12 protein-coding genes are annotated in these 14,301 nt (G+C 64.3%); 5 read left to right on the top strand and 7 right to left on the bottom strand.

Annotation, left to right across the window (positions count from 1 at the left end; translation table 11 throughout):
* Nucleotides 1-11 precede the first annotated feature (11 nt).
* Together NT26_RS11775 and NT26_RS11770 are read left to right on the top strand one after the other, a co-directional pair.
* A complete protein-coding gene (locus NT26_RS11775; RefSeq protein ID WP_052639001.1) occupies nt 12-935 on the top strand; it encodes a hypothetical protein in 924 nt (307 codons plus the stop codon).
* A 106-nt stretch (nt 936-1,041) separates the two neighbouring features.
* The gene (locus NT26_RS11770; RefSeq protein WP_052639000.1) at nt 1,042-2,241 is read left to right on the top strand and encodes a GAF domain-containing sensor histidine kinase; all 1,200 of its coding nucleotides are present in this window, start codon (nt 1,042-1,044) and stop codon (nt 2,239-2,241) included.
* A gap of 9 nt (nt 2,242-2,250) precedes the next feature.
* Here the strand turns inward: NT26_RS11770 and NT26_RS11765 are convergent, their stop codons facing one another.
* The 4 genes from NT26_RS11765 to NT26_RS11750 are packed head-to-tail and all read right to left on the bottom strand — an operon-like array spanning nt 2,251 to nt 7,363.
* On the bottom strand, nt 2,251-2,763 hold the full coding sequence (locus tag NT26_RS11765; RefSeq protein WP_425287709.1) for a GNAT family N-acetyltransferase: 513 nt from the start codon (nt 2,761-2,763) through the stop codon (nt 2,251-2,253).
* The gene (xdhB, locus tag NT26_RS11760) at nt 2,763-5,099 is read right to left on the bottom strand and encodes a xanthine dehydrogenase molybdopterin binding subunit (RefSeq protein ID WP_052638999.1); all 2,337 of its coding nucleotides are present in this window, start codon (nt 5,097-5,099) and stop codon (nt 2,763-2,765) included. The genes NT26_RS11765 and xdhB overlap by 1 nt, the downstream gene beginning before the upstream one ends.
* Nucleotide 5,100: 1 nt before the next feature.
* Nucleotides 5,101-6,573: a xanthine dehydrogenase small subunit gene (gene xdhA, locus NT26_RS11755; protein ID WP_052638998.1), complete on the bottom strand. Its 1,473-nt coding sequence runs from the start codon at nt 6,571-6,573 to the stop codon at nt 5,101-5,103.
* Nucleotides 6,574-6,586: 13 nt separating this feature from the next.
* Nucleotides 6,587-7,363, bottom strand: a complete 777-nt coding sequence (locus NT26_RS11750) for a 3-hydroxybutyrate dehydrogenase (RefSeq protein ID WP_052638997.1) — start codon at nt 7,361-7,363, stop codon at nt 6,587-6,589.
* A 158-nt stretch (nt 7,364-7,521) separates the two neighbouring features.
* Between NT26_RS11750 and NT26_RS11745 the strand changes: the two genes are divergently transcribed.
* Nucleotides 7,522-8,061 (top strand): DUF2380 domain-containing protein, encoded by a 540-nt coding sequence (locus tag NT26_RS11745; RefSeq protein WP_052638996.1) that lies wholly within the window; start codon nt 7,522-7,524, stop codon nt 8,059-8,061.
* 9 nt (nt 8,062-8,070) lie between these two features.
* On the opposite strand, the gene NT26_RS11740 is transcribed toward NT26_RS11745, so the two are convergent.
* Complete coding sequence (locus tag NT26_RS11740) at nt 8,071-8,469, bottom strand: RidA family protein (RefSeq protein ID WP_052638995.1); 399 nt, start codon at nt 8,467-8,469, stop codon at nt 8,071-8,073.
* A 150-nt stretch (nt 8,470-8,619) separates the two neighbouring features.
* On the opposite strand from NT26_RS11740, the gene NT26_RS11735 reads away from it, so the two are divergent.
* Nucleotides 8,620-9,213, top strand: a complete 594-nt coding sequence (locus NT26_RS11735) for a TetR/AcrR family transcriptional regulator (RefSeq protein WP_052638994.1) — start codon at nt 8,620-8,622, stop codon at nt 9,211-9,213.
* Between the two features lie 216 nt (nt 9,214-9,429).
* Complete coding sequence (locus tag NT26_RS11730; RefSeq protein ID WP_052638993.1) at nt 9,430-10,899, top strand: aldehyde dehydrogenase; 1,470 nt, start codon at nt 9,430-9,432, stop codon at nt 10,897-10,899.
* Nucleotides 10,900-10,975: 76 nt separating this feature from the next.
* Here NT26_RS11730 and NT26_RS11725 read toward each other — a convergent pair whose 3' ends face one another.
* Both NT26_RS11725 and NT26_RS11720 read right to left on the bottom strand, forming a co-directional pair.
* On the bottom strand, nt 10,976-12,745 hold the full coding sequence (locus tag NT26_RS11725) for a methyl-accepting chemotaxis protein (protein ID WP_052642117.1): 1,770 nt from the start codon (nt 12,743-12,745) through the stop codon (nt 10,976-10,978).
* Nucleotides 12,746-13,265: 520 nt separating this feature from the next.
* The gene (locus NT26_RS11720) at nt 13,266-14,276 is read right to left on the bottom strand and encodes a 2-hydroxyacid dehydrogenase (RefSeq protein WP_052638992.1); all 1,011 of its coding nucleotides are present in this window, start codon (nt 14,274-14,276) and stop codon (nt 13,266-13,268) included.
* Nucleotides 14,277-14,301: the final 25 nt, after the last annotated feature.

Here is a 14,301-nt window from a genome sequence, read left to right as displayed (position 1 = left end):
CGGGACGTTTCATGACCAGACGCGCGCAATCCCTTGCCTGGCTGCTTGTCGCTCTCCTTGCAGCGGCCATGTTCTTCTTCAATCCCCTGGCCGAGACTGCGGCCAGCTTCAGCCGCGAGGTAACGCTCGGCAGCGGCGCGCTCTATGGCACGCTGCGTGTCGCCAACTCGCTGATGAGCGTCGCCAAGGATGCGGACGTCACGGGCGGGGTCGGCGTGGCCTCCGTCACCGCAAGCCCCGGACAGCTCCTGCAGCCCGTAACCAACACGATCGATCGCATGGCCGATCTCCTCTTCTACCTCGCCATCGCGTCCGGTATCCTGTCGATGGTGCTCGTCCCGGTAGCCAAGGTTGCCTCGGCGGTGCTGGCGCTCGGAGCCGGTGCCATTGCCATCCTGCTCTTCAAGGCGCGTTCTGTGCCGCCGGCGCTGGACCGCTTCTCGCGTTCCGCTGCGGCCATCGGTCTCCTCGGCGCCGTGCTTCTGCCGGCCTCCTATTCTCTCGCCTTCCATGCCGGCAATGCCATCACCGAGGGAGCCTGGAAGGATGCGACGGAGATCTTCCAGCGCATGGACGCACAATACGAGACCGCGGCCGTGCAGGGCCAGGTGGAGGCGTTGCGCGAGGGATTGCCGGCAGACGGTGCCGCTCCTCCACCTGTCGAGGACGAAGGACTTCTCGGCCGCCTCGGCTCCGCCGTCGATGCCTCGCGCTCGGCCCTTTCCGGTACGCTCGACGCCGCCTCGGGGCTTGCCCAGTCGGTAACGGGCGGCGTTACCGCCAACGCCCGGATCATCAACGAGGGTCTCGCGCTATCAGCAGACCTCTTCACCGCCTCGATCGGCATCGCCGCGGCCTATCTGGTGAAACTCCTCGTCCTGCCCTTGCTGATCCTCGGGGCGCTGATCTATCTGATGCGGGCTCTTGTCCGCTGAAGGCGGCGGGCTTGGATTTCTCATCGGGTGCTCTAGGTTTCCTCCGTGGTAACGGTTGCGCCGGAAGGCGTATGGGCTCTCCGCGAGATAAAAAAATCCGCTTCTTATGGCACACGACATCCAGAATGACATTGACACGATGCAGGGTATCGCGGCGATCCCTGCCATCCTGGAAATGGTTTGCCGGACCACGGGAATGGGGTTTGCCGCCGTCGCGCGCGTGACCGAGGAGCGCTGGGTAGCCTGTCAGGTGCTGGACAATATCGGCTTCGGCCTTCCCGCCGGCGGCGAACTGGATGTGGAGACGACGCTCTGCCATGAGGTGCGCCAGCTTCGCGAGGTGATCGCCATCGACAATGTGGCGGAAGACCCCGTCTATTGTCAGCACCACACCCCTCGGCTCTATGGCCTGCAAAGCTACATTTCCGTCCCGGTCATCCTGCCCGACGGCCGTTTCTTCGGCACGTTGTGTGCGATCGACGCCAAGCCGGCGAAACTCAGCGACCCGCAGACGGTGACCATGTTCAAGCTGTTCACCGACCTCATCGGCTTTCAGTTCGACGCGGCCGAGAAACTGAGTTCAACCCGCGCCAGCCTGATCGATGCAAAGACCGCCTCGGAATTGCGTGAGCAGTTCATCGCCGTGCTTGGCCATGACCTGCGCAACCCCGTGGCGTCGATCACCGGGGGAATCAGCATCCTCTCGCGGGAGCCGCAGAGCGAGAAGTCCACGCGGGTGCTAAGCATGATGCGCGGCAGCGTGCTGCGCATGTCGGCCCTGATCGACAACGTGATGGATTTCGCACGCGGGCGTCTCGGGGGCGGTATCGCGCTGCAGAGAGACCAGGAGACGTCACTACAGCCAACGCTGGAGCAGGTCGTCTCGGAAATACTCTCGGGGCATCCCGAGCGCAGGATCGAGGCGAACTTTCAGCTGTCCGGGGTGGTTCCGGTCGACCACCAGCGGATCGCACAGATGTTGTCCAACCTCCTCGGCAATGCCGTGACCCATGGCTCCCCGGGTCACCCGATCCGCGTTGATGCCGCGATCGTCGATGGCGAGTTGCGCCTGTCGGTTGCCAATTCGGGTACTCCCATCCCCAAGGAATCGCTGCAGAAGCTGTTCCAGCCCTTCAAGCGCGGGGAGGGCAGTTCAAGCCTGCAGGGCCTCGGCCTTGGTCTCTACATCGCCTCGCAGATCGCCGAGGCGCATGGCGGGCAACTGGACGTGCATTCCGACGAAACGGAGACGAGGTTCACGTTCCGGATGCCGGTGGAGCCGCAGCACGGTCAGGCGGCAGGGTAACGAAAAGCTCTACGGCGTTTTGACGTCGAATGCGGGCGAAAAGGCCAGATGGCCGCTGGGCTCTTCGTCGGAGAATGCGATCCACTGGACATATTTCCCGTCGACACCCTCGTAGACGAGGGCGCCGTCGCTCGTGAAGCCGCAACTGCGATAGACGTCCGGATCGCCGATCAGGGCGCAACCTTTGGCATTTCGTTCCTTCAGGCGGTCGAGACCTTCACGGATCAGCAGCTTGCCGATGCCACGCTTTTGCAGTTCCGGCAGTACGGAGATGGGGCCGAGCCCGAACCAGCCGCTGGAGACGTCGCCGACCCTGACTGGAGAGAAGGCGACGTGGCCGACGACCCGGCCGTCCTGTTCGGCGACCAGCGACAAGGCAAGATTGCCGGAGCCGCGCAGCGCCCGGATGATGGCCGGTTCGGTGCCGCTGCTGTATGGCATGGTCTCGAAGGCCCGCGCCGTCAGGTCATGGATGGCCTCCTCGTCGCCCGGCCGCTCCGGGCGAATGTGCAACTCCGACATCAAAGCGCCTTCAGCCGTTCCACCGCCATCAGCACCCGTTCCGGCGTCGCCGGCGGGTCGAGGCGAGGGCATTCCCGATAATCAGCGATGCTCGCGACAGCCATGGAGATTGCCTCCAGCACCGAGATCGCCAGCATGAAGGGCGGTTCGCCGACGGCCTTTGAGCGGCCGATGGTCGGCTCGGCATTCTCGGACCATTCCGCGAGCTTCACGTTGAAGACCTTCGGCCGGTCGGAGGCAAGCGGGATCTTGTAGGTGGAGGGTGCATGGGTCCGGAGCCGCCCCTTGTCGTCCCACCACAATTCCTCCGTCGTCAGCCAGCCCATGCCCTGCACGAAGCCGCCCTCGATCTGGCCGATGTCGATCGCCGGATTGAGCGACCTGCCGACGTCGTGGAGGATATCGGTGCGGTCCACCATGTATTCGCCGGTCAGGGTGTCGATCGAGACTTCCGAGCAGGCTGCGCCATAGGCGTAGTAGTAGAAGGGCCGGCCGCGGCCCGCCTCGCGGTCCCAGTGGATCTTCGGCGTCTTGTAGAAGCCGGCGGCGGAGAGTTGCACCCGGTCGTAATAGGCAGCGCGTACCAGCGTGTCGAATGGCACCACTTCCGTCCCCACGCGGACCCGGTTTGGCAGGAATTCCACCTCCTCGCGCGGCACATCCCATTGCCGCATGGCGAAGTCGATCAGCCGTTCCCTGATCTGGCGGGCGGCATCATAGGCGGCCATGCCGTTGAGGTCGGAGCCGGAGGAGGCCGCCGTTGCCGAGGTGTTCGGCACCTTGGCGGTTGTCGTGGCGGTGATCTTCACCCGCTCGATGTCGACGTTGAAGGCATCGGCCACCACCTGCGCCACCTTGACGTAGAGGCCCTGGCCCATCTCGGTGCCGCCGTGGTTCAGGTGGATCGAACCGTCCTGGTAGATGTGCACCAGTGCGCCGGCCTGGTTGTAAGCGGTCATGGTGAAGGAGATGCCGAACTTCACCGGGGTCAGCGCGATGCCCTTGCGGATGACGGGACTGTTCTCGTTGAACGCGATGATCGCCTTGCGTCGTGCCTGATAGTCTGAAGAGCGTTCCAGTTCCTCCACCACGCGGGCGATGACATTGTCCTCGACTTCCTGGTGGTAGGGCGTCGTGGTGCGGCCGGAGCCGGGCTGGCCGTAGAAGTTCAGCTTGCGGATCTCCAGCGGGTCCTTGCCCAGCGCATAGGCGATCTCCTCGATGATGCGCTCGGCGCCGAGCATGCCCTGCGGCCCGCCGAAGCCGCGGAAGGCGGTATTCGAGACGGTATGGGTTTTCAGCGGCTGCGAGGTGAGGTGCACATGCGGATAGAAGTAGCTTGAATCGGCATGGAAGAGCGCGCGGTCGGTGACCGGGCCGGAGAGGTCGGCGCACCAGCCGCAGCGGGCGGCATAGGTGGCATTGACCGCATGGATGCGGCCCTCGTCGTCGAAGGCGACGTCGTAGTCGACGCGGAAATCGTGGCGCTTGCCGGTGACGGCCATGTCCTCGTCGCGGTCAGGGCGAAATTTTACCGCGCGGCCAAGCTTCTTGGCGGCCACGGCTGCAAGGCATGCGAAGTGGTTACCCTGTGTTTCCTTGCCACCGAAGCCGCCGCCCATGCGCCGCGTGTTGATCGTCACGGCATGGTTGGGGATGCCCAGCACATGCGCCACCATGTGCTGCACCTCGCTCGGATGCTGGGTGGAGGACCAGACGGTCACGTCATCGTCCTCGCCGGGAATGGCCATGGCGATCTGGCCTTCCAGGTAGAAGTGCTCCTGGCCGCCGATCTCTATGCGGCCCTGCAGGCGGCGCGACGCCTTGCCGATCTCCACCTCCGGTGCGCCGCGCTGCAGCGTCATCGGCTTGACGACCAGAGGTGCGCCGTTGGTGACCGCGCCTTCGATATCGGTCCAGTGCGGCAGGTCGCGATATTCGATCTTCGCCAGCCGTGCGGCCCGGCGGGCCTGGTCGCGCGTCTCAGCGATCACCGCGAAGATCGGCTGGCCGTGGAACTCCACCTTGTTCGTTGCCAGCAGCGGCTCGTCGTGCTGGCCGGTGGAGCCGACGTCGTTGAAGCCCGGAATGTCGTCGGCCGTCATCACCCAGAGGACGCCCGGTGCCGCCTTCACCGCATCGAGGTTGACCGACAGGATCTCCGCATGGGCCCGGTCCGCCATGCCGAGTGCTGCGTGCAGCGTATCTGCAGGCTCGCGAATATCGTCGATATATTCGGCGGTTCCGGTCACATGCTTATGCGCTGAGTCATGCCGGAGCGACGCGTGCATGGGGCCGTTGATGGTGTTCTTCGTTTCGAAGGTCGTCTTGTCCATCTTACGCCTCCTCCAGTTCGTGCCGCTGAAGCTCCGTCGGCGCGCCGGCGGTTTCCAGGAAGAAGCGGGTCAGCAGGTTCTTGGCCGTCAGCGACCGGTACTGGGCCGTCGCCCGCCAGTCGGTGAGCGGCTGGTAGTCCTGGTCGAAGAGTTCGCGGACGGCGGAAACGGTCGCCCAGTTCCAGTCCTGCCCCGTCAGCGCTTCTTCCACATGGCGCGCCCGCTTCGGCGTCGCCGCCATGCCGCCGAAGGCGATGCGGGCGCTTGCCACGCGACCTTCCATATCGAGCTCGACATGGAAGGCGCCGCACAGGGCGGAAATGTCCTCGTCGCGCCGCTTGGAGATCTTGTAGACGGCGAAGTAGGCGTCTTCCCGCGGGCGCGGCACGAAGACCTTCTCGACGAACTCGCCGGCCATGCGATCCTGCCTGCCGTAGGCGAGGAAGTAATCCTCCAGCGGCATGGTCCGCTTGCCGCTGTGGGAGCGCAGGGTGAGTTCAGCGCCGAGCGCAATCAGGGGAGGCGGCGTGTCGCCGATCGGCGAGCCGTTGGCGATATTGCCGCCGATCGTGCCCATGTTGCGCACCTGGCCGCCGCCGATCCGGTCGATCAGCCGTGCCATCTGAGGGATTTCTTCCGACAATACCTCGAAGGCCTGCGTATAGGTGACGCCGGCGCCGATGGTAATGCCCTTCTCGTCCGCGCTGATCGACTGCAGTTCCGTCAGGTGATTGATGAAGACGACCGGGTCGAGCAGGCGCATCTGCTTCGTCACCCAGAGTCCGACATCGGTGGAGCCCGCGACGATCGTCGCCTTCGGCTCGTCGGCGATGAAATCCGCAAAGGCCTGGAGGTTTGCCGGGATGACGGATCGGGCCCCGTCCTTCTCGACGACGATGGTCTCAGGATGGGCGCGAATGTCCCAGAGCCTCGCGGAAATCTCCGTGCGGTCGCGCTCCAGCGGGTCGAAGAGGGAGCTTGGACGTTCCGCTGCCACCTGTTCGGCGGCCTTCACGATGGGCTCGTAGCCGGTGCAACGACAGAGGTTACCCTGCAGCGCGCTCTCGATCTCGGCGCGCGAGGGCGCGTCGTTGGAGAGCCACAGGCCATAGAGCGACATGACGAAGCCCGGCGTGCAGAAGCCGCATTGCGATCCGTGCTGGTCGACCATCGCCTGCTGCACCGGATGAAGCGTGCCATCCTTGGCGGCCAGATGCTCCACGGTCACCACATGGGTTCCGTGCAGCGAGCCGAGGAAGCGGATGCAGGCGTTCACCGTCTCATAGCGCAGGATGCCGTTGACCAGCCGACCCACCAGCACCGTGCAGGCGCCGCAGTCGCCCTCGGCACAGCCTTCCTTGGTGCCGGTCAGCCGGCGCCTCAGTCGCAGGTAGTCGAGAAGCGTCTCGGTGGGACCGAAATCGCCCAGGGTCACGTCTTCGCCGTTGAGGATGAAGCGGATCGCATCTGTCATGCCATTGTTCTCTTTATTGGGCGGTCCAACCGCCATCGATCGAAATATGGGTGCCGGTGATCTGCCGTGCCGCGTCGCTCGCCAGGAAGACGGCCGTCGCGGCCACTTCCTCGATAGACACGAACTCCTTCGTTGCCTGCAGCCTCAGCATCACGTCCGTCTTAACCTGCTCTTCCGAAATGCCGCGCTCACGGGCGGTGTCCGGGATCTGCTTCTCGACCAGCGGTGTCAGCACGTAGCCGGGGCAGATCGCGTTGACCGTAATCCCGAATTCGGCAAGTTCCAAGGCAGCTGTCTTCGTAAGTCCTAAAATACCATGTTTTGCCGCGACATAGGCAGACTTGAAGGGTGAGGCTGTCAGCGCATGGGCGGAGGCGACATTGATGATCCGGCCCTTGCCCTTCTCCTTCATCAGCGGGATCGCCGCGCGCATGGTGTGGAAGGAGCTCGTGAGGTTGATGGCGATGATCTGGTCCCACTTCTCCAGCGGGAAGTCCTCGATCTTGGCGACATGCTGGATGCCGGCATTGTTGACGAGGACATCGACGGAACCGAATGTTTCCTTCGCCGTGCCGATCAGGTCGGCGATCTCGTCCGGTTTCGTCATGTCGGCAGCGTGGTAGATCACCCGGCCGCCGCCGAGCACTTCCATCTCGCGCCGCGCCGCCTCGATTTCGTCGGGCCTTCCGAAGCCGTTGATGACGACATGACAGCCCTCGGCCGCAAAGGCTCTCGCGATGCCGAGCCCGATCCCGCTGGTGGAACCGGTGACGACGACGGTTCTGGACATGCCCGACCTCCCAATCCGTGGCTGTTGTGCACTGCACTGATTTGGGGAGGTTATGCGCAAATGCCCGGCGCTGGCAATGAGGGGAGGCGCCTGCTGCGATTGTTGGCCTCAAAGCCGAGAAATGCTATACTCCGCGAGGAGGAGAAGGAGATGCAGGCATGCGACAGGCATTGAATGCAGGATTCCACGGGCTTCCCACAATCTTCCGGTCGACGGCCGTAACCGCAATAGGAGTGGCTGTCACGGTAGCCATGCCCGCCTGGGCCGCAGAGCCCGTCACCGTTGCCACGGCAGGCTTCGACTTCGTCGACACCTCAGGCGAGATGCGGGATCAGACCGCCGAGCACGACCAGCGCCTGCAGGCGCTAGACCGGACCATCTTCGACAGCCTTGCTGCGGAGAAGAACCTCAGGACGGTCCCGCTGGACTGCGTAGACAAATGCACTGTCGGAAGCGCCGGCGTCGAAGCGCTCTCCAGGCGAGCGGTAGAGGCCGGGGCGAGCCATCTGCTCGTAGGTCAGGTGCGCAAGATGAGCACCCTGGTCGGCGGCGTGAAGTTCGCGGTCATCGACCTTGATACCAACAGGCCGACCTGTGACCGCTTTCTCAGCTACCGGGGCGATACGGACGAGGCATGGAGCCGCGCCGCGGCTTTCGCGGCGCAGGATGTCGCAAGACACTGCCTGCCACACCCGTAAGGCTGCCGGTCAGGCGTCCTGCGGGATGCGCGCGATCACCTTGATCTCGAAGTCGAAGCCCGCCAGCCAGTTGACGCCGACCGCCGTCCAGTTGGGGTAGGGGGCTGCGGGGAAGGCCTCGTTCTTCACGGCCATGATCGTCTCGAACTGGTTCTCCGGATCGGTGTGGAAGCTCGTGACGTCGATGATGTCGTCGAAGCTGCAGCCGGCTGCCTCGAGGACCGCCGACAGATTGGCAAAGGCGCGCTCGACCTGCGTCTTGAAGTCCGGCTCAGGGCTGCCGTCCTCGCGGCTGCCGACCTGGCCGGAAACGAACAGGAGATCGCCGGAGCGGATCGCGGCGGAATAGCGGTGCGCATCATAGAGCGCGTGTCTGTCACTCGGGAATATTGCCTGGCGCTGGGTCATTCCCGGCTCCTTTCTTGATGGTTGCTCAAAAGGTCGAGCCCGGCCTTCACTCCGGCCACTCGCTCTGATATACGGCTCGTATGTGAAATAGAACCATACGTGACGTATGTCAACTTAAATACGCGTCGTATGTGAAATCATGGAGCAGCCATGGCGAAGAAGCGTGCGCAGACGATGGAGGAAAACCGTGGACGGCTGATCGCTGCTGCACGAAAGGCCTTCGCCGAGCAGGGCTATGCCGCCGCATCGATGGACGAGCTGACCGCGCAAGCGGGCCTCACGCGCGGCGCGCTCTACCACAACTTCGGTGACAAGCGGGGACTGCTCGCGGCCGTCGTCAACCAGATCGACGCGGAGATGGCCGCGCGGGCGCAGGAGATTGCCGCAAAGGCTGGTGACGGCTGGGAGGCCTTGCTGGCGGAGGGTGCCGCCTATATCGAGATGGCGCTCGAGCCGGAAGTGCAGCGCATCGTGCTGCTCGACGGACCTGCGGTTCTCGGAGATCCGTCGCGCTGGGACAGCCAGAACAAATGCCTGGAGGTTACCATGAGCACCCTCAGGCGGCTGATTGCCGAGGACGTGGTGAAGCCTGTGGATCCGGAAGCTGCGGCCCGGCTGATCAACGGGGCGGCGCTGAACGCCGCGCTCTGGGTTGCTGCGTCCGATGAACCGCGCGACGTGCTGGCAAAGGCCGTCGACGCGTTCCGGGCTCTGGCAACCGGCCTCCTCGCCGAGCCGGCCTGACATCCCGCCGGTTGCCTTCTTCCAGCTGTATACATCGTGGGCGCCAACCAGCGCCGTCACGCAAATATGAAACGCTTTTCCCATTGCGTGGCGATGTGCGTGAGAGCAGGATGAATACATGCTGGAGGCGGAGAGGCTTCCCATGTCCGGCTGTCGGGAAACGGGAGGAGACGTTTACCGTGCCGGAATTTCGGTGTCTGCAGAGGAGGAGCACGCATGAATGTCATGGCCACGCCCGGAACGGCCTTTCGCGCCCCGGAAAAGTTCTTTATCGGCGGCGAGTGGGTTGCACCCCGCTCATCGGCCACGCTCGACGTGGTCTCGCCGGTCACCGAAGAGACCATCCTGCGCTATCCCGAGGCCTCGGTGGAGGATGTCCATCTCGCGATCGCGGCCGCCCGCGAGGCGTTCGACAAGGGACCTTGGCCACGCATGTCGCCGCGTGAGCGGGCCGGCTATCTGCGAAAGGTGGCGGAGCACCTGAGGGGCCGGCTGGACGAGATCGCCCGTGCCTGGACGGTGCAGATCGGCGCGCCGATCATGATAACCTCGAAGCTCGTCGGCCAGAATGCGCAGCTTTTCGATTTCTACGCCGATCTCATCGACGGCAATGCCTATGCCTTCGAGGAAGAACGCACACGACCCGGCGGCGGCAGGACCCGGATCGTCAAGGAGCCGGTCGGCGTCTGCGCGGCGATCACCCCCTGGAATGCGCCCATGGTGCTCCTGAGCTACAAGATCGCCGCCGGGCTCGCGGCCGGCTGTACATTCGTCGCCAAGCCGTCCCCGGAAACTCCGCTCGAAGCCTATATCCTGGCGGAGGCGATTGAGGCCGCCGGGCTGCCGCCGGGCGTCTTCAACCTCGTCCCGGCAGGACGGGAGGTCGGCGACCATCTGATCCGCCATCCGGCGATCGACAAGGTAGCCTTCACGGGCTCGACGCCTGCGGGACGCCACATCGCTGCCGCCTGCGCCGAGAGACTAACCCGCGTCAGCCTCGAACTCGGTGGCAAGTCCGCCGCGATCCTGCTCGACGATGCCGATTTCGCGGCGGCACTGCCGAGCCTGATGGTCTACACCATGCCGATCACCGGACAGGTCTGCTTTGCGTTGACGCGCATCCTCATGCCGGAAAGCCGGGCACAGGAATTTACCGACCTCTATGTCGGCGCCGTCGGCAATATCAAGGTCGGTGACCCGTCCGATCCGAGCGTGCACATGGGCCCGCTCGCGCTTGGCCGTCAGCTCGACCGGGTCATGGATTATATCGAGACCGGCCGCAAGGAAGGGGCGAAGCTCGCCTGCGGCGGCGGACGGCCGGAGGGGCTGGAGAAGGGCTATTTCGTCCAGCCGACGGTGTTTACCGAAGTGACGCCGGAGATGACGATCGCCCAGGAGGAGATATTCGGCCCGGTCGTCTCGATCATCACCTATACGGACGAGGAGGATGCGATCGCCAAGGCCAACGACAGCATCTACGGGCTGAACGGTGCGATCTATTCGGCCGATCCGGAACGGGCCTATCGGGTGGCGCGGCGCATCCAGTCTGGGCACCTGTCGATCAATGGCAATATCGTCGACATCACCATGCCCTTCGGCGGCGTCAAGCAGTCCGGCCTTGGCCGCGAGGGCGGTATCGAAGGACTCGACAATTATGTGGAAGTGAAGACCGTCAACTTCGCCTGACCAGACGGCTGCGCCCCGTGTTGCGCGGGACGCAGCCTTTAGCTCTATGGCGCATGAAGCGCGGGAGTGGCAGGCCCTAGAAGTCCTGCCACTGATGGGCGGCTGCCGCGGCGCTTGCGCCCATGCCCCGCCCGATCCTCTGCGTCAGCTGGTGTACGGGGGAGGCGGCAGCGGCACGATGATTGTCCTGCGCAGGTGTGGCCGCAGCCGGTTCGCCGGCCTCGACGCGGAACTGCGCGAGCAGCTGGAACAGCGCCTGGGCCTCGCTCGCGAGGCTGTGGCTCGCCGCGTTCGACTGTTCGACCATGGCGGCATTCTGCTGCGTGCCCTGGTCCATGGTGTTGACGGCGACGTTGATCTCCCGCAGGCCGACGGCCTGTTCGCGTGCACCCTCGACGATCGCCGCGACGTTGACGTTGATCTCCTTGACCTGCTCGACGATCCGCGCAAGCGCTTCACCGGTCTGACCGACCAGACCGACGCCGGTCTTGACCTGTTCACCGGACTGGCTGATCAGCGCCTTGATCTCCTTGGCGGCGGTGGCCGAACGCTGGGCGAGTTCACGCACCTCCTGCGCAACCACTGCAAAGCCCTTGCCGGCTTCCCCCGCGCGCGCCGCCTCGACGCCGGCGTTCAGGGCAAGCAGGTTGGTCTGGAAGGCGATATCGTCGATCACGCCGATGATGTTGGTGATCTCCTTCGATGACTTCTCGATTGCGCCCATGGCGTTGATCGCCTTGCCGACGATCTCGCCGGAACGTTCCGCATTTTGCCGTGCATCGACCACGAGCTTGCCGGCTTCGTCGGCACGGCGGCTGGAATCGGCGACCGTCTGGGTAATCTCCTCCAGCGCTGCGGCCGTTTCCTCGACGGAGGCGGCCTGCTGCTCCGTGCGGCGGGACAGGTCGTCGGCTGCTGACTTCATTTCACCCGAGCCGGCCGCGATTGCCTTGGCGTTCTCGCGGATAGCGCGCATCGCCTCCCGCAGGCGGGCCGCTGTCTGGTTGAAGTCGACGCGAAGCTGCTCCAGGCTCGGGATGAAGGCACGGGGGATGTCGCAACAGAGATCGCCCGACGCCAGCGATTGCAGGCCCTTGCCGAGCGTCACGACGTTTTCCACCCGACCGGTGACGTCGGTTGCAAACTTCACCACCTTGATGACCTTGCCGTCGGGACCGAGGATCGGATTGTAGGAGGCCTGGATGTAGATCCTGTTGCCGGCGCGGCCAATGCGGGTGAATTCCTCGGAGAAGAACTCGCCGTTGCGCAGCCGCTCCCAGAAGCGCTGGTAGTCGTCGGTGCGGACGTAGTCCGGTTCGCAGAACATGGCGTGATGCTTGCCGACGATTTCGGAGAGCTGGTAGCCCAGCGTCTTCAGGAAGTTCTCGTTGGCGGTGAGGATGTCTCCGTTCGGTGTGAACTCGATCACGGCCTGGGCGCGCGAGAGTGCGGACAGCTTGCCGGCATCCTCGGTACTTCTCAGCTTGCTCTCGGTGATGTCGGTCGCGAACTTGACGATCTTGTACGGCTTGCCGCGGCGGAAGACCGGGTTGTAGGAGGCCTCGATCCAGATCTCGCGACCGCCCTTGGCGATGCGGCGGTACTGGCGCCGGTCGAAATGGCCCTCGGCGAGACGATCCCAGAAAGCCTTGTAGTCGGGGCTTACAGCATCTGCCGGATCGACGAACAGCCGGTGGTGCTGACCGACGATCTCGGAGAGCTCGTAGCCGAGCGCCTTGCAGAAGTTCTCGTTGGCATCCAGGATTCGTCCCGTCAGGTCGAATTCGATGATCGCCTGCGAGCGGCCCACCGCGTCGAGGATCGCCTCGGCGTCGCGGTTGTTCATGAACGGTATTCCCATAGATCACTCCTCTGTACGCGGTATTGCGGTCGCGCTTGATCGCCGCTGTCGCGTCGGCGACAGGCGTCGTGGTTGCCTTGAAGGCGCCCCGACGGCTCATCAGGCGGCGGTACGCGGATATTTGCTGGGTAGTCTCCCGCTGCGGGCGGCAGGTTGCGGACAATCATCCGCCTCCGCGTCCTCGGGCCCGCACTGCAAGAACTAGTAGTGAGTCATTGACGGATGATTAACGAAGTTGTCTTGTGCCTGCGAAGGAACATTTTTTCGGGACATCGCCTGCATCGGCGACCGTGTTCAATGCAATCTACGGCCATTGGTTGCGACCGGATCAGATCGCGATCAAGCTGGGTTAACAGACACTTATCTTCCTAGCGGTACTTCGATTGGTGCGCGCCAGATGGAGCGCCCGCCCAGCAGGTCAACAGGGTTCGGTGGAAATATTTCGGCGCCAAGCCATTGGCTCGTCCTCACCGGCGCGGTTAGCGCGGGTGCCGCAACCGCCGTCTCAGGACTTCGCGGCGAGATAGTCCACCGTCACGGAATGCAGCGGCTTGCCGGTGTCGCGGAAGCTCACGATGTTGCCGATGGTCGTCTCGGCAATTGCGTCGAGTGCCTCGCGGGTGAAAAAGGCCTGGTGGCCGGTGATCAGCACGTTGGGAAAGGTCAGGAGACGGGCGAAGACGTCATCGCGCAGAACCTCGTTCGACAGGTCCTCGAAGAAGAGGTCTGCCTCTTCCTCGTAGACGTCGAGGCCGAGGCTGCCGATGGTGCCGTCCTTGAGGCCGGCGATTGCCGCATGGGCATCGATCACCGCGCCGCGACTGGTGTTGATGAGCATGACGCCCGGCTTCAGGAGTGGCAGCGTTTCCGCGCTGATCATGTGACGGGTTTCGGGCGTCAGCGGGCAGTTCAGGCTGAGGATGTCGGACTGTCGGAAGAGTTCCTCCCGCTCCACGTAACGCATGCCGAGCGCCTCGCATTCGGGGTTCGGCCGGACATCATGGCCGAGCAGCCTGCAGCCGAAGCCTGCGGCGATCTTCGCCAGGACCGCGCCGATCTTGCCGGTGCCGACAATGCCCATCGTCTTGCCGTCGAGGTCGAAACCGAGCAGGCCATCCAGCGCAAAGTTGCCCTCACGGACGCGGTTGTACGCACGATGGATCTTGCGGTTGAGCGATAGGATGATCGCCATTGTGTGTTCGGCCACCGCATGCGGCGAATAGGCGGGAACGCGGGCGACGGCGATGCCGATCTCGGTGGCCGCCTCGAGGTCGACATTGTTGAAGCCGGCGCTGCGCAAGGCGACCAGCCGCACGCCAAGCTGCGCCAGCCGCTCCATCACCGGGCGGGAGAGCTCGTCGTTGACGAAGGCGCAGACGGCTTCCGAGCCCTCCGCCAGCGCTGCCGTGTCCAGCGAGAGGCGTGATTCCGAATAGCGCAGCTCGACCCCGCGTACGGCGGCGCGATCGAGGAACAGCCGGTCGTAGGGCTTGGTGCTGAAAACGGTGACTTTCATGTTCCCCTCGTTCGCTTCGCCGGGA

The organism is Pseudorhizobium banfieldiae (assembly GCF_000967425.1).
In the GTDB taxonomy this organism is placed as follows: domain Bacteria; phylum Pseudomonadota; class Alphaproteobacteria; order Rhizobiales; family Rhizobiaceae; genus Neorhizobium; species Neorhizobium banfieldiae.
This window is presented reverse-complemented; position numbering and strand designations above follow the sequence as displayed.

Coding starts and splice junctions, on each gene's coding strand:
- NT26_RS11775 (WP_052639001.1), top strand. CDS start 12: ATGACCAGACGCGCGCAATCCCTTGCCTGGCTGCTTGTCGCTCTCCTT.
- NT26_RS11770 (WP_052639000.1), top strand. CDS start 1,042: ATGGCACACGACATCCAGAATGACATTGACACGATGCAGGGTATCGCG.
- NT26_RS11765 (WP_425287709.1), bottom strand. CDS start 2,763: ATGTCGGAGTTGCACATTCGCCCGGAGCGGCCGGGCGACGAGGAGGCC.
- xdhB (WP_052638999.1), bottom strand. CDS start 5,099: ATGGACAAGACGACCTTCGAAACGAAGAACACCATCAACGGCCCCATG.
- xdhA (WP_052638998.1), bottom strand. CDS start 6,573: ATGACAGATGCGATCCGCTTCATCCTCAACGGCGAAGACGTGACCCTG.
- NT26_RS11750 (WP_052638997.1), bottom strand. CDS start 7,363: ATGTCCAGAACCGTCGTCGTCACCGGTTCCACCAGCGGGATCGGGCTC.
- NT26_RS11745 (WP_052638996.1), top strand. CDS start 7,522: ATGCGACAGGCATTGAATGCAGGATTCCACGGGCTTCCCACAATCTTC.
- NT26_RS11740 (WP_052638995.1), bottom strand. CDS start 8,469: ATGACCCAGCGCCAGGCAATATTCCCGAGTGACAGACACGCGCTCTAT.
- NT26_RS11735 (WP_052638994.1), top strand. CDS start 8,620: ATGGCGAAGAAGCGTGCGCAGACGATGGAGGAAAACCGTGGACGGCTG.
- NT26_RS11730 (WP_052638993.1), top strand. CDS start 9,430: ATGAATGTCATGGCCACGCCCGGAACGGCCTTTCGCGCCCCGGAAAAG.
- NT26_RS11725 (WP_052642117.1), bottom strand. CDS start 12,745: ATGAACAACCGCGACGCCGAGGCGATCCTCGACGCGGTGGGCCGCTCG.
- NT26_RS11720 (WP_052638992.1), bottom strand. CDS start 14,276: ATGAAAGTCACCGTTTTCAGCACCAAGCCCTACGACCGGCTGTTCCTC.